The sequence below is a fragment of the Glutamicibacter arilaitensis Re117 genome, assembly GCF_000197735.1.
GTDB lineage: Bacteria > Actinomycetota > Actinomycetes > Actinomycetales > Micrococcaceae > Glutamicibacter > Glutamicibacter arilaitensis.
The window spans coordinates 1,962,158-1,981,147 of the sequence record NC_014550.1 but is presented as its reverse complement, the minus strand read 5'-3'; the positions used below and the strand labels follow the sequence as shown (position 1 = coordinate 1,981,147).

Sequence of the window (18,990 nt, the reverse complement as noted above, 5' to 3'; positions counted from 1 at the left end):
CATAAACTACCGCTGGATTTTCTTGAGGGCTTGGTGAAAGCCGTGAGAGCAATCCGGCGGCAACGGGAAGGAGCGGGGCATGGCAAATACGCCTAACCTGAACAATTCGAAACGACGCTCTATCTCTCGTTTGGTGCGCTTTGCGGGCCGGGGAAGCACCCCGAGTACCTCGCCCACTCTTGAACCGCTATTGCGTACGGTCAAGTCCAAGCATCCGAAGGCAGATCTGGACCTGCTGGTCCACGCCTATGAAGTAGCCGAAAAATACCACGAGGGCCAAAAGCGCAAGAGCGGCGACCCGTACATCACCCACCCGGTCGCCGTAGCCACGATCCTGGCTGAAATGGGCATGACCGGCGCAATCCTTGCCGCGGCCCTGCTGCACGACACCGTTGAAGACACCGACTACTCCCTGGAATCGGTTAAAAAAGAATTCTCCGAAGAGATCGCCATGCTGGTCGATGGCGTGACCAAGCTCGATAAGGTCACCTATGGCGAGGCAGCGCCGGCCGAAACCGTGCGCAAAATGGTCGTGGCCATGTCCCGCGATATCCGCGTGCTGCTGATCAAGCTCGCCGACCGCCTGCACAATGCGCGTACCTGGCGCTATGTCTCTCCGGAATCCTCCTCGCGCAAGGCGAAGGAAACACTGGAAATTTTTGCTCCGCTAGCACACCGCCTGGGCATGAACACCGTGAAGTGGGAACTGGAAGACCTCTCCTTCGCCGCCCTGCACCCGAAGGTGTACCAGGAAATCGTGCGCATGGTGGGGGACCGCACCCCGGAACGCGAGAAGTACCTTTCGGCGATCCGCCAGACCCTCTCCGGGGATCTGGGCAATGTTGCCATCCACGCCTCGGTCTCTGGCCGGCCTAAGCACTATTACTCGATCTACCAGAAGATGATCGTGCGCGGCAAAGACTTCGATGACATCCATGACCTGATGGGTGTGCGCATCCTGGTGGACTCCGTCAAGGACTGCTACGGCGCCTTGGGCGTGGTGCACGCCGAATGGAATCCGCTGCCTAACCGCTTCAAGGATTACATCGCCATCCCGAAGCTGAATCTCTACCAGTCGCTGCACACCACGGTCATGGGACCTGAAGGCAAGCCAGTCGAGATCCAAATCCGTACCCACGATATGCACGTACGCGCCGAATACGGCGTGGCCGCGCACTTCCAGTACAAGCACGGACAGACCGATAACTCCATGCTCTCCCCGGAGCAGAATATGGACTGGTTGCGTTCGCTGATGGAATGGCAGGCAGATACGGCCGACTCCGAGGAATTCTTGGACGGCCTTCGCTACACCATCAGTTCTGCAGAAGTTTATGTCTTCACCCCCAAGGGCGATATCATGTCGCTGCCGGTTGGGGCAACACCGGTGGACTTCGCCTACTCGATCCACACCGATGTCGGGCACCGGACCATCGGCTCGCGTGTCAACGGCAAACTGGTGCCGCTGCATACCGAACTCAAGCAGGGCGATGTGGTGGAGGTCTTCACCTCCAAGGCCGAGGGTGCTGGTCCATCCCAGGATTGGCAGAACTTCGTTCGCTCGCCTCGTGCCAAGGCCAAGATCCGCGGCTACTTCTCCAAGGAACGCCGCGAAGAAGCCATTGAAAAGGGCAAGGAGCTGCTGACCAAGGAGCTTCGCCGCAACCAGCTTCCGCTGCAGAAGCTGATGACCCACGACCTGCTCACCGCGGTCGCCAACGAGCTGCACCATACCGATATTTCGGCGCTGTACCAGTCGGTCGGCGATGGGCATACCAGTGCACAGAACGTCATTGAACATTTAACGGCTCTGATTGGCCCTCCAGAAGCCGAACAGGTCGATGAAGAGGCATTGGTCCGCCCGGTAGCTCCCAGCCCGGCTACGGGCAACGACGCCGGTGTGATTGTCGAGGGGCTTGGCGATGTGCTGGTGAAGCTGGCACGTTGCTGCACTCCGGTGCCGCCAGATGAGATTCTGGGCTTCGTGACCCGTGGAGCCGGCGTCTCGATCCACCGCACCGATTGCTTGAACCTCACTCAGCTCTCTGAACAGCCGGATCGAATCGTTAATGTCTCGTGGGCGACCAAGCACCACGGCGTTTTCCTGGTGGAGATCCAGGTTGAAGCTTTGGACCGCAAGTCATTGCTTTCCGATGTCACCCGGATCCTGTCTGAAAGCCATCTGAATATCCTGTCGGCCAGTGTGCAGACCAGCAAGGACCGTGTGGCGATCTCCCGTTTCGCCTTCGAAATGGGCGACCCGAAGTTCTTGAGCCACGTGCTGAACCAGGTGCGCCGGATCGATGGCGTCTACGATGTCTACCGCACCACCGCAGGCTCCCGCCGGTAATTTCCCACCTTGGCTGTGCGCAGGTGGCCTAAGCCGCCTGCGCTGTACCGGTGAAGGATTGAACCAGGCGCAGGGCACGGGAGCGCTCGGGCGAGGGCGCGTCGAGCTCAAGAGCCTGCCTGATCGTATCCAAATTCAGGTATTGGTCCTCAAGGGACATCGTCGTGCTTAGCACGCGGCTGGCGATTGGCAGCGGATCAAATTTGGCGCAATCGCAGGCGCTGCGCAATGCGCTGGTGACCTTGACGCGTCCGCGGAACACCATCTGCGTATCCGGGACCCGGACCTGGGAAAACTCTGCTTTCAGTCCCCGCCCGGGATAAAACGGGCGATGGTAATTGCTCGTGTAGATGCACAAGGTGAAGACCGAAGGCAGCAGGCCATGGATCCAGGCTGCGGTCTGTCGGGCCAGCACCGCATCATTTGATAGTTCGCGTCCGCAGGCGAAAGCGGCAACCCGCGCCCGTAGCGATGCGTTGAGACGGATGTTGCCAGGCACATAATAATCACCGAGGACCTCGTGCAACAGGCCGTTGTGCGCCATCGCGTGCAGCTCATTGCGGGTGAACATCTCGCCGGCGATCCAAAGATCCCCGGGAATGCGCAACGCGGCGGCGCGAGGTTCGGTAGCTGGGGTATTTCTCGTGTCCATAGAGCTACTGAACCAGTTCGCGCCGCCGCGTTGGCGGTGTGCAAGCGATCTGTGGATTACTTACTGGAAGTCGGCTGCCGACTTCTCCAAGGTGCTCAGCCACATGCGGCGAGCATCCAGTGCTTCCTGGGCTGCTGCGATCTGCTTGGCATTGCCCTTGGCCTTGGCCGCTTCCAGGTCATCTTCCAGTGCGGAGATGGTGTCCTGGAGCTGGGAAAGCATCGAGTTCGAGCGGGCCTTGGTCTCCGGGTTGGAACGACGCCACTGCTCGTCCTCGGCGCCCTTGACGGCGTCCTCAACCTGGCGCAGTGCCGATTCGATACGCTGCAGGTCGTTGCGTGGCACCTTGCCGGCAGCTTCCCAACGGGTGCGGATCGAATCGAGCTTGTTTTTCGCGGCAGCCAGATCCTTGATTGGAAGCAGCGCGCGGGCTTCTTCCAGCAGGGCTTCCTTCACCACGAGGTTCTGGGAGTACTCTTCATCGATCTTGGCGTTCGCTGCAGCGCGGGCCTGGAAGAAGACATCCTGGGCCGCACGGAAACGGCTCCACAGCTGGTCATCGTCCTTGCGCGAAGCACGGCGCGACTTCTTCCACTCATCCATGAGCTTGCGGTACTCGGCGGCGGTAGCAGCCCAATCGGTGGACTCCTGCAGCGCCTCGGCACGGGCAATCAGCTCTTCCTTCACGGACTTGGCAGCCGCGTTGGTCGAGTCCAGCTGCGAGAAGTACGCGCGGCGGTGGCGGTCGAAGGTGGTGCGTGCGCTGCGGAATCGCTTCCACAGGGCATCTTCGGTAGCGCGAGGCAGGCGAACAGCCGAACGCTGCGAGCCCTTCCACGCTTCGAAGAGTTCGTTCATGGCCGCCGACGCGGTCTTCCACTGGATCTGCTCCGGGCGCTTTCCGGCCAGGGCTTCAGCCTGTTCGACGATGGATTCGCGGGCTGCGAGCTGTTCGGCACGCGCCTGGTCATTGGCCTTGCGCTGTTCGGTGGTCAACGCCTCAATGGCGACGCGAACAGTTTCCAGGCGGGTTTCCAGCGCTGGAATGTCGCCGACCATATGGCGTTCGGCCACGGTGGCCGAGAGTGCTTGGACAGCCTTGCTGAGCTCATTGGCCGGTGCCTTGGCCGCAACACGCTGCTCCAGGAGCATCAGCTGCGAGAGCGCATCGTCATACTTGCGCACGAAGTAGCCCAGGGCTTCTTCCTGCGTGGCGTCCGGGTATTGGCCCACGGGGGACTCGGCACCATCGATGATGACGAAGACGTGGCCATCCTCGGTGACGCGGGCAAACTTGGCCGCTTCATCAAGGGGAGTGGTGTGTGCGACGCTTGGCGCTACAACCGGCTTTGCGGCAGGCTTCTGGGCCTGTGGCAATGGGGTCTTCGGGCTGTCGTCGGATTGCTGACTGGTGGTCACCGCTGAAACTCTTTCACTTTACGAGCACTTGCTTTAGCCAACTCTACCTGTGACCTCCGCTTCTTAGTAAGCCGACGTGCACAGGTTTCTTGGGTTTCGGGCTATAAGATGGATAGGTAGCCCAATTTGCACTAAGGAGTTTCATGGCACGCAAGGCCTCACTTTCAGGTTTCCCAGAATGGCTTCCAGCTGAACGGGCTGTTGAACAGCACGTGCTCGATACCTTGCGCCACGTCTTCGAACTGCATGGATTTGCCAATATCGAGACGCGTGCGGTGGAAACCCGTGCACAGCTTCTGCGCAAGGGCGAAATCGACAAGGAAGTCTACGGACTGTCCCGCTTGGCCGCCGAGGATGACAAGAACGATCCCAACGCGCTGGCCCTGCACTTCGATCTGACCGTGCCCTTCGCACGCTACGTAGTGGAGAACGCAGGCCACCTGGCCTTCCCATTCCGCCGCTACCAGATGCAGAAGGTCTGGCGTGGCGAACGTCCGCAGGATGGCCGCTTCCGCGAATTCACCCAGGCCGACATCGATGTCGTCGGCGATGGCACCTTGCCATTCAGCTACGACGTGGAACTGGCGCTAACCATCGCAGATGCCCTCTCGGCACTGCCGATCGGCGACTTCCGCCTGCGCGTGAACAACCGCAAGCTGGCCGAAGGCTTCTACCGCGGATTGGGCCTGGCAGACCCGGATGCGGTGCTGCGCGCCATCGACAAGCTGGAGAAGATCGGCGATGACGCGGTAGCCAAGATCCTGGTTGAAGAAGTCGGCGCCACCGCCGAACAGGCTGCCGCAGCCTTGGCCCTGGCCAAGATCCGCACCGTGGACACCTCCTTCGTTGAGCAGGTCCGCGCTCTGGGCGTCACCCACGAACTGCTGGATACCGGCTTGGATGAGCTGTCCCAGGTGATCGAGGCGGCCTCCAAGCGCGCCCCGGGCAAGGTGATGGCTGATTTGTCCATCGCCCGCGGCCTGGACTACTACACCGGCACCGTCTACGAAACCGTTTTGGTGGGCCACGAATCGCTGGGTTCGATCTGCTCGGGCGGACGCTACGAGTCGCTGGCTTCCAAGGGCAAGAAGAACTACCCGGGTGTTGGCCTGTCCATCGGCGTGACCCGCCTGATTTCGCGCATCCTGGCCGAAGAGGTTGTCACCGCCAGCCGTTCGGTGCCTTCGGTGGTATATGTCACCTTGGCCAACGACGAGTCATGGCACGAAGCCCAGGACGTCGCTTCGGCGCTGCGCGAGCGCGGCATCGCCTGCGAGGTGGCAGCCAGCGCGGAGAAGTTCGGCAAGCAGATCAAATACGCTGATCGCCGCGGGATTCCGTTCGTGTGGTTCACCCACGCCGATGGCACCCACGAGGTCAAGGACATCCGCTCCGGCGAGCAGGTCAGCGCCGATCCAGCCAGCTGGATGCCGGCCGAAGCGGACCTGAAGATCGCCGTCAGCTAGTTTTCGGGCTTCGCCGCCCGCACCCGCACTAGTTATGGTGCACTAAACTTCATGGGGAGAAACTTTCCCAACCGACCGAAAGGATCGTAGTGCTACGCACTCATCAGCTGGGCGTCTTGAACGCCGAGCACATTGGACAGCAGGTCACCCTCACCGGCTGGGTTGCACGTCGCCGTGACCACGGTGGTGTCGCCTTCTTGGATTTGCGTGATGCCTCGGGCGTAGCCCAGGTGGTCGTGCGCGATGAAGAGGATTTCCATCCGCTGCGCAATGAGTTCGTGCTGCAGATTCTCGGCACCGTCGAGCGCCGCCCGGAGGGCAACGAGAACCCGAACCTGCCTACGGGGCAGATCGAGGTCATCGCCGAAACCGTGACCGTGCTGAACACCGCCGCACCGTTGCCATTCCAGGTTGACGAGCACGTCGAGGTCGGCGAGGAAGCGCGCCTGCGCCACCGCTACCTGGACCTGCGCCGCCCGACCCCGGCCCGCAACATCCGCCTGCGCTCCGAGGCCAACCGCGTGGCACGCAACCTGCTGCACGACCAGGGCTACATCGAGATCGAAACCCCGACGCTGACCCGCTCCACCCCGGAAGGCGCCCGCGACTTCGTCGTGCCGGCACGCCTGACCCCGGGCAGCTGGTACGCCTTGCCCCAGTCCCCGCAGCTGTTCAAGCAGCTGCTGCAGGTCGGCGGCTTCGAGAAGTACTACCAGATCGCCCGCTGCTACCGCGATGAGGACTTCCGCGCGGACCGCCAGCCGGAGTTCACCCAGCTGGACATCGAGGCTTCGTTCGTCGAGGAAGATGACATCATCGAGCTGGGCGAAAAGCTGGTTACCGAACTGTGGAACCTGATCGACGTTCAGGTGCCGACCCCGATCCGCCGCATGGCGTACTCGGAGGCCATGGCCAAGTACGGTTCGGACAAGCCGGATCTGCGCTTCGGCCTGGAACTGACCGAAATGACCGAGTACTTCGCGAACACCTCCTTCAAGGTCTTCCAGTCCGAGTACGTCGGCGCCGTGGTCATGCCTGGCGGCGCATCGCAGCCTCGCCGCACCCTGGATGCCTGGCAGGAATTCGCAAAGCAGCGCGGTGCCAAGGGCCTTGCCTATGTATTGATCAAGGAAGATGGCGAGCTGGCTGGCCCAGTGGCCAAGAACCTGTCCGATGAAGAGAAGGCCGGACTGGCCGCAGCTACCGGCGCAAGCGCTGGCGACTGCATCTTCTTCTCGGCTGGCAAGAAGAACGAATCCCGCGCACTGCTCGGTTCGGTCCGTGTCGAGATCGGCCACCGCACCGGTTTGATCAAGGAAGGCGACTGGGCTTTCGTCTGGATCGTCGACGCACCAATGTTCGAAGCCGCGTCGGACGCTGTTGCCTCGGGCGATGTGGCCGTGGGCGCTGGCGCTTGGACCGCTGTGCACCACGCGTTCACCAGCCCTAAGCCAGAGTTCATGGACACCTTCGACACCGATCCGGCTTCGGCACTGTCCTACGCCTACGACATCGTGTGCAACGGCAACGAAATCGGCGGCGGTTCGATCCGTATCCACCAGCGCGACGTTCAGGAGCGCGTCTTCAAGCTCATGGGCGTAACCCAGGAGCAGGCTGACACCCAGTTCGGCTTCCTGCTTGAAGGCTTCAAGTACGGGGCCCCACCACATGGCGGCATCGCACTGGGCTGGGACCGCGTGCTGCAGCTGCTGACCAACTCGGAGTCCATCCGCGACGTCATCGCCTTCCCGAAGACCGGTGGCGGTTTCGATCCGCTGACCTCGGCTCCTGCGCCAATCACCCCGCAGCAGCGCAAGGAAGCAGGCATCGACTTCAAGCCTGAGAAGAAGAAGGCCGAAGAGACCGAAGCCAAGTAGGCTTTCGCAGCTTCAAGTAGCCGGATTGAACCTATTCATGCGTTCGATCCGGCTACTTTTTTGCATGGAATAGGCCAAAAAGTAGATTAAAGAGGCTCTTCGATTTTTAGCGTGGTGACCCGAAAAAGAAGTAAGGCTCGCAGTCCCTTCTGCGAAAATGGATGTTGACTAAAACAATTCATACGCAAGGAACTACGAGCCGTGATCAAGGATACCGGCCGAATCGATGCTGCGTCGATTCTGTTGAACCTCACCGACTACCGCGTCATCACCGTGACTCAGGAACTTGCCGGACGGCAGGTACTTGTTGAGCCCATCGAAACCGAAGCCGCTTGCCCCTCCTGCGGGGTACTGACTACCCGAATCCAAGCAAGGCCGGTGCACCAGGTCAAGGACCTGCCCGCCGGCGGTGACGACCTGCAGGTGTTGGTACGCAAACGCCGCATGGCCTGCCAAGAACCTGCCTGCGAACGCCGTTCGTTCGTGCAAACCACCGAGCAACTGCCCTTCCGCGCACGGATCACCACCAGGCTCTCCCAACGGCTCGTGGACGAGATGAGCTGCGAACTGCGAGCCGTGTCCCGGGTCGCCGCAGCGCATGGGGTGTCATGGCCAACGGTCATGGCCCGACTGACCACCGTCGGTGAACTCGTCGGGAATGTGGACCGGATGTTCATCCGGCGCCTGGGCATCGATGAGCACCGGTTCCGCAAAGTCCGCTACGCCCTTGGCCGGACCGGGAAAGTCGTTCGGATTGAGCCGTGGTCCATCGTCTTCACCGATCTGGACACCGGAAAGATCCTGGATATCGTGGACGGACGCCGCGGAACAGCGGTAAAGAAGTGGTTGAAGAACCGGCCACGGTATTGGCGCCAACGGGTGCAGTACGTCGCGATCGACATGTCTGCCGAGTTCCGCAAAGCGGTGCGTGAGAATCTGCCCAAGGCGAAGGTCAGCGTGGACCATTTCCACGTGATCGCCCGGGCGAATCTGATGATCACCCAGGTCCGCCGCCGCCGTTCCCACGAAGTGCACGAACGCCGTGGCAGGGCCACGGATCCGGCCTACAAGTACCGGAAGCTACTAACCTGCAACTTAGAGAACCTGTCGATCAAGCAGGTGGAACGGCTGAAGCTGATCCTTGAATCAGACCCGGAACTCGGAGTGATCTATGGAATCAAGGAACACGTGCGGCAACTGCTGAAAACCGCTGATATCCATGAATTCCAGTCCCGGTGGGCGGTGCTGGAGAAATCAGTGAAGGCCACAAAAATGACCGAGGCGAAAACATTGTTCCGCACGTTGACCGCCTGGCGGCGGGAGCTGCTGGTGTTCGTACGAACGAGGTTGACCAACGCCCGGAGCGAGGCGGCGAACCTGACGGCGAAGAACCTGAAACGCATCGGTCGAGGCTATCGGAATCATGGTCATTATCGGCTTCGGATATTGTTGTACACGGCGGGCCTACGGCCGTGCTGAACATCCTGCACCACGCTTAACTTTTAAGAGCCATTAAAGATGGTTTTAATACTAGGTTGGTTTTCAACCTAGATATTTAGATCCCAGGAGAGCACTTGGCCTCGGCAGAACCCAATGACATCATCGAGCTCTACCCTGAAAGCGACCGCCAATGGGCGCAGGACTTCAACATCGCGATGTGGTGGAAGGAGCTGAACGATTCCCAGTGCGCAGCGGAATTGGGCAAAGCGCTGGATGCGATCCGCGACAGCGGTCAAAGCGCAGAAGAACTCTTTGGTGATCCCGCTGAATTCGGCGAAGCCCGGGCTTTCGCGCGCCTGACTCCGCAGCAACTCGCGGATTCGGAGATGCCGATCAACAGCAGTTTGCTGCTCCTGGCTGGCCTCGGGCTCGTTGTTGGCCTGCTGTGCACCGGTTTTGGCACGTGGGTCGCATTCCGCGACGGATGGATGTCGAACTCGTGGCACTTCTGGCAACTGGCGGCCCTGACTGCAGGCACGGGAATCGCCTTATCAGGGCACCTGTGGTGGTTCTACCGTTTGAAAGGCAAATTCGCGCGATCATGGGTGCTGGGGTTGTCCGGAATTGCGGTTTCCATCGCAGCAGCCGTACTGATCGCGGTATTCGGCGGTGAAGAGGCCATGCCGCTGCCCAATTGGCTGGCGCCGATTCTCGGCATAGCCCTGGCTGTCGGTGTGTTCTGGCTGCCATGGAATGATGAGACTGAACCAGTACGCGGTGGCGCCTGCGCTTTCACGGATCCAGAAGCGTGGTTTGTCGAAACCACTCGATTGCTGCGCGGGCGCTACGGAATGCGAAGCAGGGAAGCGGCGTCCGCTCTGGAACCTGCCCGCGAGCACTGGTCAACTATGAGCATGGAGGGCGGCGGGGCCAGCATTGCGCAAGAGTTCGGCACGCCGGGCGAATTCGCCATCGGCCTGTCAGTGAACACCGGCACAGCGCTGAAGCGACGCTGGTTGCTACGCCGCCTGCTGCCGCTAGCCGTAGTGGGCCTCTACAGCTTCAGCCTCGTGCCGGAGGCGATCGCCCCAGACCGCAGCGGATGGGATATCTTCTTCGCGGCATGCCTTCTGATTTTTGTTGCGGTGACCCTCTACGAGTTGCGTCCGGCGAATCGCGCAGAATACGTGGAATCCAAGCTTGCTGAAAGGCGCGCCCAAGTCCGCGGTATGGAAGAAGGCCGCGATGAGTAAGGACTCGCCATTTCCTGGCAGCTGGCAACGCGCCATGCTCCCGATGCTCCTGCTCGCTGAGCTCTCCAACGGCCACGCTCACGGCTATGCCCTGTCCAAGTCCCTGCAAGAACGCGGTTTCGGCCCGCTCAAAGGCGCAACGCTGTACCCCGCATTGGCGAAGCTGGAAGCCGCGGGTCTCGTGGAAACCCGGTGGCAAGAAGGCCAAGGCGGGCCGGGGCGCAAGGTCTATGAACTAGCCGCCGCCGGTCGGGTAGAACTAGCCGAGCAACGAGCCAGCTTCGAGCAACTGACCAAACTGGTACAGAGCACCGGCCGCTAGGGGAGGTCTGCCGAGTCGACGATCATCGTGAACGGACCGGTATTGGTCAGCGAGACATTCATCATCGCGCCAAATACGCCGGTCTGAACGCTCGCACCCAGTTCCCGCAAGTAAGCCACGAAGTATTCGTACAACGGCTCGCTCACCGGCCCTGGTGCCGCATTGGACCACGAAGGCCGGCGCCCCTTGCGCACCGAACCGTAGAGGGTGAACTGGCTGATCACCAAGAGCGGGGCATTAATGCTGGCAGCGGAGGTTTCATCCTCCAAAATGCGCAGCTGCCAGATCTTCTGGGCGACCTTGCGCGCGGTGGCCTGATCGTCATCGTGAGTCACGCCCAGCAGGATCACCAGCCCGGGGGAGTCCAACCGGCCGGTGATCTCCCCTCCAACTTCGACGTGGGCGGTGCTGGCGACCTGGACGACGGCGCGCATGGAGCAAGTCCTTTCAAGAGGCAATATGTGTCGGCGGTGGCGTGTTGGCATGCACCGCGCAACTCCCAGAATATCGGTAGGCTTAGCAGGTGAGCGATTTGTTCGATTCCCTGTCCGATGATCCGCGCGAAGCACGCGAGCCCCAAGTCAACCGGCCGCGTCCGCCTCTTGCGGTGCGCATGCGTCCCAAGTCGCTGGACGAACTGGTAGGCCAGCAGCACCTGCTCGGTCCCGGCTCACCTTTGCGCCAGCTTGCCGAAAACCCGGAGACCGGCTTGGCCGGTCCGGCCAGCGTGATCCTCTACGGGCCTCCGGGCATCGGCAAAACGACCATCGCCCATGTGATCGCCCGCGCTACCGACCGCAAATTCGTCGAACTCTCGGCGATCACCGCCGGGGTGAAGGACGTACGCCGGGTCATCGAGCAGGCCAAGGACGACCGCGACCTGCGCGGGGTCACCACCGTTTTGTTCCTCGATGAGATCCACCGCTTCAACAAGGCCCAGCAAGATGCCTTGCTGCCCGGGGTGGAAAACCGCGTGGTGGTGCTGGTGGCTGCGACAACGGAAAATCCGTCCTTCTCGGTGATCTCCCCGCTGCTCTCGCGTTCGCTGCTACTGACCTTGCGTCCGCTGACCGACGGTGACCTGTCGACCCTGCTTGAACGCGCCGTATCTGACGAACGCGGCTTCAACGACCAGGTGATCCTCGAAGAGGAGCAGCGCGATGCCATCGTCCGGCTGGCCCAGGGCGATGCCCGCCGCTCGCTGACCGTGCTGGAAGCTGCCGGGGCAGTGGCCTGGAACGCCGCCGGAGCTGGCGTGGCCCCGCCGGTGCAGATCACCGCGGATCACGTCCAGCTGGCCATGGACCAAGCGGTCCAGCGCTACGACAAGGACGGCGACCAGCACTACGACATCATTTCCGCATTCATCAAGTCCATCCGCGGCTCCGATGTGGACGCGGCCCTGCACTACCTGGCGCGCATGCTCTCAGCGGGGGAGGACCCCCGGTTCATCGCCCGCCGGCTGATGATCTCGGCCTCCGAAGATATCGGAATGGCCGACCCCACCGCACTTCCCGTGGCCGTCGCCGTCGCCCAATCAGTGCAGCTGACCGGCATGCCCGAAGCGCGGATCATGCTCGGCCAAGCCGCCGTGCACCTGGCGACCGCACCGAAGTCCAACGCTTCGTACAACGCGATCAATGCGGCCCTGGCCGACGTATCCGAGGGCAAGGGCTCGCTGGTTCCCGACCACCTGCGCGATGCGCACTATCCCGGTGCCAAGCAGCTGGGCCACGGTGTGGGTTATATCTACGCCCACGATGCACCGCACTCGATCGCCACCCAGCAGTACCTGCCCGATGACCTGCTGGGTACCGACTACTACACGCCGACCGAGAACGGGGCCGAAAAAGGCATCAAGGCCAGGCTGGCCAGGCTGCGCGAGATCGTCCGGGGCAAAGATCGGCAGCGCTCCAAGCCCAAGCGCTGATTGTGCGCTAAGCCTCAGTTAAAGCTGCTGCCGTATCGTGTAAACTTGATCTTTGGCTGGCAAGCTCCATCTGGCAACCGAGTAATCGATTGTGCGACGGAGTTGAAGTGAAGCAGGGACGCGACGCCCACACACTCTCCCACCTGGAGGCCAGTAGATACCGTCGCTAATCGAAAGGGACACATTATGGCTAACGCCCGTGCCCGCCGTACCGTACGCCTCTCGCGTGCGCTCGGCCTTGCATTGACTCCGAAAGCTGAAAAGTACATGGAGCGCCGTCCATACGGTCCAGGCCAGCACGGCCGCGCCCGTAAGAAGCAGGACAGCGACTACGCAGTACGTCTGCGCGAAAAGCAGCGTTTGCGTGCCCAGTACGGCATCCGCGAAGCTCAGATGCTCAGCGCCTTCAAGGAAGCTAAGCGCCTCGGCGGCGAGACCGGCGGCAACCTGCTGGCTCTGCTCGAGTCCCGTCTGGATGCCCTGGTTCTGCGTGCAGGCTTCGCCCGCACCATCCAGCAGGCACGCCAGATGGTTGTGCACCGCCACATCCTGGTCAACGGCCAGCGTGTAGACCGTCCGTCCTTCAAGGTACAGCCGGGTCAGCTGATCCACGTACACGAGAAGAGCGAGAAGATGGTTCCATTCCAGATGGCTGCAGCCGGCGAGCACTCGAAGGTGCTCCCAGCCGCTCCAGCTTACCTGGACGTAAAGCTGGAAGCCCTTCAGGCTACCTTCCTGCGCGCTCCTGAGCGTGCAGAGATCCCAGTGACTTGCGAAGAGAACCTCGTGGTCGAGTACTACGCACGCTAAATCCGTGCGCTAGTTCCAAGCCCGCAACCGTTATCCGGTTGCGGGCTTGTCGCTTAACTACCTAAATCGGCTTTGACTTCGATAAGGTGGACTGGCACCAAAAACCCATAGCAGAAGAGGAAGCACATGTCGGGTTCGGATATTGCAGGGCTCATCGCCGCCGCCGCGTTTGTCGTACTAGTTGTGCTGCTGGCAGTGCCGATCATCAAGTTGGGCAAGGTGTTCGACGAGCTGCGCAAATCGATCAAGGACCTGGCCGAGGGAACTACTCCGTTGATCGGCGAAGTCGCCAACACCGTGGCGACCACCAACGACCAGCTCAAGAAGGTCGATGTCATCACGAACAACGTTTCTGACACCACCGCGAATGTTTCCGCGCTGTCCTCGCTGGTAGCCGCTACCGTGGGCAAGCCGCTGATCAAGGTGGCTGCCTTCACCGAAGGCGTGAAGGTCGCGATGAACACCAAGCCAAGCGGCAAGGCTCGCCGTAGCCGCTAAGGACGCAACGCTGTTTGATCGAACACGTATCGGCGTGCTGAATAGGATGAGGCCAACTGCTGGCCGCCAAGGAGACTAGAATGAAAAAGCTCTTGTGGGTTTCGATTGGAGTGGGCGTTGGTGTGCTCGCGTCCAAGAAATACGCTGAAGTTTCATCCGGGGCGGCGCTGAACCGCCAGGTCGGCAAGTTCACCGACCGTGCCTCGGAATACTGGGAGGCCTTCCATCAGGGAATGACCGCCCGCGAAGAAGAATTACGTTCCGCCTTGGGCGTGGACGCCGCTAAGTGAAGGGATCATCCGTAACACGATGAAAACGCAGGAAATTGCCCGTAGGTGGGTCGACTTTTTCGTCTCGAAGGGCCATACGGCGGTACCCAGTGCCTCGCTAGTTTCGGCCGACCCTTCGCTGTTGTTCACGGTGGCCGGCATGGTCCCGTTCATCCCTTACCTCACCGCGCGTGAAGAAGCCCCGTACTCGCGGGCGACCTCCGTGCAGAAGTGCATCCGCACCGGAGATATCGAAGAGGTGGGCAAGACCGCCCGCCACGGCACCTTCTTCCAGATGTGCGGCAACTTCTCCTTCGGCGATTACTTCAAGAAGGAAGCCATCCACTTCGCTTGGGAGCTGCTGACCAGCTCGCTGGAAGATGGCGGCTACGGCTTGGACAAGGAACGCCTGTGGGTCACCGTCTACGAAGACGGCGACGAGAAGGACACCGAAGCCCGCCGCATCTGGGAAGACGAGATCGGCATGCCTGCCGAGCGCGTAGTAGGCACCGGCAAGGAAGACAACTACTGGAACACCGGCCAGCCTGGCCCAGGTGGCCCATGCTCCGAGATCTACTACGACCGCGGCCCGGCCTACGGCATGGAAGGTGGCCCAGCGGTCGACGAAACCCGCTACGTGGAGATCTGGAACCTCGTGTTCATGCAGTACCGCCTTTCGGCAGTACGCTCCAAGACCGACTTCGATGTGGCTGGCGAACTGCCAAAGCGCAACATCGATACCGGTCTGGGCCTGGAACGCCTGGCCATGATCCTGCAGGGCGTGGAGAACATGTACGAGACCGACCAGGTCCGTCCGGTACTCGACAAGGCCGCAGAACTGGCTTCCGTCACCTACACCTCCACCGAGGATCCAGCTGACCCGAACCACGCCACCGACGTGCGCCTGCGCATGATCGCCGACCACATCCGCTCATCGCTGATGCTGATCTCCGACCAGGTCACCCCAGGCAACGAAGGCCGCGGCTACGTGCTGCGCCGCCTGATCCGCCGCGCCGTGCGCGCCATGCGCCTGATGGGAGTGGACTCCGAAGTGCTCCCAGAGCTGCTTCCGGTCTCCCGCGACGCAATGAAGGGCGTCTACCCTGAGGTCGAGGCCGACTTCGAGCGCATCGCCCGCATCGCCTACGCCGAGGAGCGCGCTTTCCGCCGCACCATCGCTTCGGGCACCACCCGCCTTGACGAGGCCCTGGGCCACGCCAAGGAAGAGGGCAAGAACCTCTCGGGCGACGACGCGTTCGCCCTGCACGACACCTACGGCTTCCCGATCGACCTCACCTTGGAGATCGCTGCGGAAGCTGGCCTGTCCGTTGACGAGCCGCGCTTCCGCGAGCTGATGAACGAGCAGCGCACGCGTGCCCAGAAGGACGCGAAGGCCAAGAAGGCCGGCCACGCCGACCTGTCGGTGTACAACAAGCTGGCCGAGGCCGGCAACGTGCACTTCACCGGCTACGACACCCTGGAAGGCGAATCCTCGATCCGCGGCATCATCCGCGACGGCCAGCTTGTGCCATTCGCCGAGCAGGGCCAGGAAATCGACCTGGTGCTCAACGAAACCCCGTTCTACGCCGAGTCCGGCGGCCAGGCAGGCGACAGCGGCCTGATCACCGGTGACGGCTTCGTCCTGGAAGTCACCGACGTGCAGGCCCCGGTCAAGGGACTGAACGTGCACAAGGTCGTCGTGCGCGAAGGCGAACTGCCTGCCGAGGCACTGGTGCGCACCCAGGTTGACGCCATGCGCCGCCGCTCCGGGGAACAGGCGCACTCCGCCACCCACCTGGTGCACGCCGCACTGCGCGAACTGCTTGGCCCAACGGCCACCCAGGCTGGCTCCTTCAACAAGGCCGGCTACCTGCGCTTCGACTTCTCCTGGGCTGAGGCGCTCTCCGCCGCGGCACGCAGCGAAGTTGAAGAGGTCGTGAACCTCGCAATCACCTCGAACTACCAGGTCGTCACCAACGAGATGGCCCTGTCCGAGGCGAAGAAGCTGGGCGCGATGAGCCTGTTCGGCGAGAAGTACTCCAACGATGTGCGCGTGGTGGAGATGAACGGTGATTGGTCGCGCGAGCTGTGCGGCGGTACCCACGTGGACACCACCGCCCGCATCGGCCAGCTGACCCTGCTCTCCGAAGCATCGGTCGGTTCGGGCAACCGCCGCGTCGAAGCCCTGGTAGGCATGGAAGCATTCCGCCACGGAGCTGCCGAGCGTGCGCTGGTTTCCGAGCTCTCGGGTCTCTTCCGCGTTCCTTCCAGCCAGGTTTCCGAGCGTGTGAACGACACCGTTGCCAAGCTGAAAGCCGCAGAGAAGCAGATCGCCGAGCTCAAGAGCCAGGCCATGCTCGCCCAGTCCGCAGCGCTGCTGGAGAAGGTCGTCACCATCGGCTCCACCCGGCTGCTGGCGCACAATGCCGGTGCGATCGACTCGGCTGATGCCCTGCGCACCATGGCACTGGACCTGCGCGGCAAGCTGGGCTCGGAAGCTGCGGTCATCGTGCTGATCGGCGTGGCCAACGGCCGTCCGCTGGTACTGGCAGTGACCAACGACGAGGCCCGCGCCAACGGCTTCAAGGCCGGCGCACTGGTGCGCACCGCAACCGGCGTGCTTGGCGGCGGTGGCGGCGGCAAGGACGATATGGCCCAGGGCGGTGGCCAGGACGCATCGAAGATCGATGACGCACTGGCTGCGATCCAGGCGGCACTGGCCAATGGCTAATGTTGCACTCGGCGTCGACGTGGGCCTGGCCCGCGTCGGCGTCGCCGCATCCGATCCCTCCGGGATTCTGGCCACCCCGGTCATGACCCTGCGCCGGGATGTCAAGAAGAACTCGGATCGCCGCATGCTCTTGCGCATCATTGCCGACCGCGGCGTCACCGAGGTATTCGTGGGGGAGCCCAAATCCCTGGCCGGAAACTCGACTGAATCCACTAAAATGGCACGTGACTACGCAATTGCCTTGGCGGAAGAAGCTGCAAGCGCTAATATCGAGCTTGAGGTTTTCATGGTCGACGAACGCCTGAGCACCGTGAACGCGCACCGCGCGCTGCACGCCTCGGGCAAGAAGATGGAAGACCACCGCAAGGTGGTAGACCAGGTCGCAGCCACGGAGATTCTGCAGCAAGTGCTGGAAATGCGGCGTAACAACGTTCGCGTACAAGCCAGCCGGATTGTGCTGCGCTAGCCCACCAGGGCTGGAACACCACACCGACCTGAGAAACGAGAGTTGATGCGAGAAGAAGCCCGCCATGATCGGCAACGCGAAACGCATCGCGCGCTATATGAACGCTTTGCCGCCGGCACTGGCTTTCAAATCGAACAACCCTCTGAACCGGAAGTGACCGGCAGCGAAGACTTCACTCAAACTCTTGCTGCCTCCACGGACCCGGCACACGCACCGGTAGCTGCGGACGGGGAAGGAACCGATACCGGATTCCTCCCCGCCCAGCCCGATGCCCCAACCCTGGACGAGCCCGGCCACCACGAGCCGGAACCCGAGTACCCAGCGGAGCACGACGCCGCCGATGAGCAATACGCGCAGGCCGCACCCGCTGGCCTGCTGGGCCAGGAAGCTGATGCGCAGAACCTCGATCCGCACAAGACCAAGCGGTGCAAGCGCACCAAGCGCAGGCGCAACCTGGTCATGCTGGCCACCGTGCTTATCTTCGCGTTGGTCGTCACCGGCTCGGCGTACTTCCTCAAATCAGTACTCAAGCAGTTCAACCCCGATGACTACCCGGGTCCAGGCGGAGCTGCCGTGGAATTCACGGTGGAAGACGGCTGGGGCGTGAATATCATTTCGCGCAAGCTCGAAGAGCTGGACGTGGTCGCCAGCGACAAGCTGTTCTCCGATGCCGTATCAGACTCGGACTCCGAAAATAAGCTGATCCACCCGGGCACCTACCTGCTCAAGAAGCAGATGCCAGCGGCCGAGGCCGCCTCGGCTCTCATCGACCAGCGTCCGGACAAGGTCTTCTACATCGGGCTGAAAGCCAATATGCGCCTTGAAGCCGCGATCGCCGAGATCGCCAAGGGCTCCGGGCTCAAGGAGAAAGAACTGACCGCACTGGCCAACAAGCCGGAAAAGTTCGACCTGCCTGGCTCCGTACCCAACCTTGAAGGCTGGCTGCACCCAGGGGAGTACCGCTTCAAGCTGAACACCAGCGCCGAAGAGGTCCTTTCCACACTGGTCAAGTCCACCAAGGCATCCTTGGAACAGTTCAGCATCACCGACCTGGACGAGGGCTACCGGATCTTGAAGGTCGCCTCGATCCTGCAGGCCGAGGCGCGGACCCCGGACTACGCCACGGTGGCCGGCGCGATCGAAAACCGGTTGAACCCCAATAACAAGGAAACCCACGGCCTGCTGCAGGTCGATTCCTCGGTAATCTACGGTCTGGGGCGCTACTCGCTGCAGTTCAGCCCCGAAGAGAAGGCCGACGCGTCCAATAAGTACAACACCTACGAGCATGCAGGACTGCCACCGACCCCATTGGGTTCGCCGGCAAACGCAGCCATCGAAGCCGCAGCGCATCCCGAAGACAACGGCTACTACTACTGGGTGACGGTTAATATCGAAACCGGTGAAACGAAGTTCGCTTCGAACTACCAGGAGCATCTGCGCAACCAGGCCGAATTCCGTGCCTGGTGCGACCAGAACCCGGATGTCTGCTAGCGCCGATTCGATGTGCCTG

At 61.8% G+C, this 18,990-nt stretch carries 16 protein-coding genes; 13 read left to right on the top strand and 3 right to left on the bottom strand.

All coding sequences use genetic code 11. From position 1 onward, the window contains the following. Positions 1-79 precede the first annotated feature (79 nt). Positions 80-2,347 (top strand): RelA/SpoT family protein, encoded by a 2,268-nt coding sequence (locus AARI_RS09500; protein ID WP_013349086.1) that lies wholly within the window; start codon positions 80-82, stop codon positions 2,345-2,347. Positions 2,348-2,375: 28 nt separating this feature from the next. Here AARI_RS09500 and AARI_RS09495 read toward each other — a convergent pair whose 3' ends face one another. Together AARI_RS09495 and AARI_RS09490 are read right to left on the bottom strand one after the other, a co-directional pair. Continuing rightward, entirely contained in the window at positions 2,376-2,999 is a 624-nt protein-coding gene (locus AARI_RS09495; protein ID WP_013349085.1) for a hypothetical protein, read from the bottom strand. A 60-nt stretch (positions 3,000-3,059) separates the two neighbouring features. Beyond that, positions 3,060-4,418 carry a DUF349 domain-containing protein gene (locus tag AARI_RS09490; protein ID WP_013349084.1) on the bottom strand — a complete coding sequence of 453 codons (1,359 nt, stop codon included), beginning with the start codon at positions 4,416-4,418 and terminating at the stop codon, positions 3,060-3,062. 143 nt (positions 4,419-4,561) lie between these two features. On the opposite strand from AARI_RS09490, the gene hisS reads away from it, so the two are divergent. From hisS to AARI_RS09465, 5 genes are all read left to right on the top strand, one after another. Then, the gene (gene hisS, locus AARI_RS09485) at positions 4,562-5,884 is read left to right on the top strand and encodes a histidine--tRNA ligase (protein WP_013349083.1); all 1,323 of its coding nucleotides are present in this window, start codon (positions 4,562-4,564) and stop codon (positions 5,882-5,884) included. 89 nt (positions 5,885-5,973) lie between these two features. Continuing rightward, complete coding sequence (gene aspS / locus AARI_RS09480; protein WP_013349082.1) at positions 5,974-7,761, top strand: aspartate--tRNA ligase; 1,788 nt, start codon at positions 5,974-5,976, stop codon at positions 7,759-7,761. 201 nt (positions 7,762-7,962) lie between these two features. Continuing rightward, positions 7,963-9,240: an ISL3-like element ISAar15 family transposase gene (locus tag AARI_RS09475; protein ID WP_013348066.1), complete on the top strand. Its 1,278-nt coding sequence runs from the start codon at positions 7,963-7,965 to the stop codon at positions 9,238-9,240. Between the two features lie 95 nt (positions 9,241-9,335). Continuing rightward, complete coding sequence (locus tag AARI_RS09470; protein WP_013349081.1) at positions 9,336-10,454, top strand: hypothetical protein; 1,119 nt, start codon at positions 9,336-9,338, stop codon at positions 10,452-10,454. Beyond that, positions 10,447-10,776 carry a PadR family transcriptional regulator gene (locus tag AARI_RS09465; RefSeq protein ID WP_013349080.1) on the top strand — a complete coding sequence of 110 codons (330 nt, stop codon included), beginning with the start codon at positions 10,447-10,449 and terminating at the stop codon, positions 10,774-10,776. The genes AARI_RS09470 and AARI_RS09465 overlap by 8 nt, the downstream gene beginning before the upstream one ends. On the opposite strand, the gene dtd is transcribed toward AARI_RS09465, so the two are convergent. Next, entirely contained in the window at positions 10,773-11,210 is a 438-nt protein-coding gene (dtd, locus tag AARI_RS09460; protein WP_013349079.1) for a D-aminoacyl-tRNA deacylase, read from the bottom strand. The two genes, AARI_RS09465 and dtd, sit on opposite strands and share 4 nt — an antisense overlap. An 89-nt stretch (positions 11,211-11,299) precedes the next feature. On the opposite strand from dtd, the gene AARI_RS09455 reads away from it, so the two are divergent. The 7 genes from AARI_RS09455 (at position 11,300) to mltG (ending at position 18,971) form a co-directional block, all read left to right on the top strand. Next, entirely contained in the window at positions 11,300-12,706 is a 1,407-nt protein-coding gene (locus AARI_RS09455) for a replication-associated recombination protein A (protein ID WP_013349078.1), read from the top strand. A gap of 183 nt (positions 12,707-12,889) precedes the next feature. Beyond that, positions 12,890-13,516: a 30S ribosomal protein S4 gene (gene rpsD / locus AARI_RS09450; RefSeq protein ID WP_102597592.1), complete on the top strand. Its 627-nt coding sequence runs from the start codon at positions 12,890-12,892 to the stop codon at positions 13,514-13,516. 126 nt (positions 13,517-13,642) lie between these two features. Continuing rightward, entirely contained in the window at positions 13,643-14,014 is a 372-nt protein-coding gene (locus tag AARI_RS09445; RefSeq protein WP_013349076.1) for a DUF948 domain-containing protein, read from the top strand. Positions 14,015-14,094: 80 nt separating this feature from the next. After that, the gene (locus AARI_RS09440) at positions 14,095-14,304 is read left to right on the top strand and encodes a hypothetical protein (RefSeq protein WP_013349075.1); all 210 of its coding nucleotides are present in this window, start codon (positions 14,095-14,097) and stop codon (positions 14,302-14,304) included. A gap of 19 nt (positions 14,305-14,323) precedes the next feature. After that, positions 14,324-17,014: an alanine--tRNA ligase gene (alaS, locus tag AARI_RS09435; RefSeq protein ID WP_013349074.1), complete on the top strand. Its 2,691-nt coding sequence runs from the start codon at positions 14,324-14,326 to the stop codon at positions 17,012-17,014. Continuing rightward, a complete protein-coding gene (gene ruvX / locus AARI_RS09430) occupies positions 17,007-17,480 on the top strand; it encodes a Holliday junction resolvase RuvX (protein ID WP_013349073.1) in 474 nt (157 codons plus the stop codon). Before alaS ends, ruvX begins: the two co-directional genes overlap by 8 nt. A gap of 45 nt (positions 17,481-17,525) precedes the next feature. Continuing rightward, the gene (gene mltG / locus AARI_RS09425; RefSeq protein ID WP_013349072.1) at positions 17,526-18,971 is read left to right on the top strand and encodes an endolytic transglycosylase MltG; all 1,446 of its coding nucleotides are present in this window, start codon (positions 17,526-17,528) and stop codon (positions 18,969-18,971) included. The last annotated feature ends 19 nt before the right edge of the window (positions 18,972-18,990 follow it).

Bases quoted from the DNA above. Each gene is read 5' to 3' on its own strand.
- AARI_RS09500 (WP_013349086.1), top strand. From the start codon at position 80: ATGGCAAATACGCCTAACCTGAACAATTCGAAACGACGCTCTATCTCT.
- AARI_RS09495 (WP_013349085.1), bottom strand. From the start codon at position 2,999: ATGGACACGAGAAATACCCCAGCTACCGAACCTCGCGCCGCCGCGTTG.
- hisS (WP_013349083.1), top strand. From the start codon at position 4,562: ATGGCACGCAAGGCCTCACTTTCAGGTTTCCCAGAATGGCTTCCAGCT.
- AARI_RS09465 (WP_013349080.1), top strand. From the start codon at position 10,447: ATGAGTAAGGACTCGCCATTTCCTGGCAGCTGGCAACGCGCCATGCTC.
- dtd (WP_013349079.1), bottom strand. From the start codon at position 11,210: ATGCGCGCCGTCGTCCAGGTCGCCAGCACCGCCCACGTCGAAGTTGGA.
- AARI_RS09445 (WP_013349076.1), top strand. From the start codon at position 13,643: ATGTCGGGTTCGGATATTGCAGGGCTCATCGCCGCCGCCGCGTTTGTC.
- AARI_RS09440 (WP_013349075.1), top strand. From the start codon at position 14,095: ATGAAAAAGCTCTTGTGGGTTTCGATTGGAGTGGGCGTTGGTGTGCTC.
- alaS (WP_013349074.1), top strand. From the start codon at position 14,324: ATGAAAACGCAGGAAATTGCCCGTAGGTGGGTCGACTTTTTCGTCTCG.
- ruvX (WP_013349073.1), top strand. From the start codon at position 17,007: ATGGCTAATGTTGCACTCGGCGTCGACGTGGGCCTGGCCCGCGTCGGC.
- mltG (WP_013349072.1), top strand. From the start codon at position 17,526: ATGCGAGAAGAAGCCCGCCATGATCGGCAACGCGAAACGCATCGCGCG.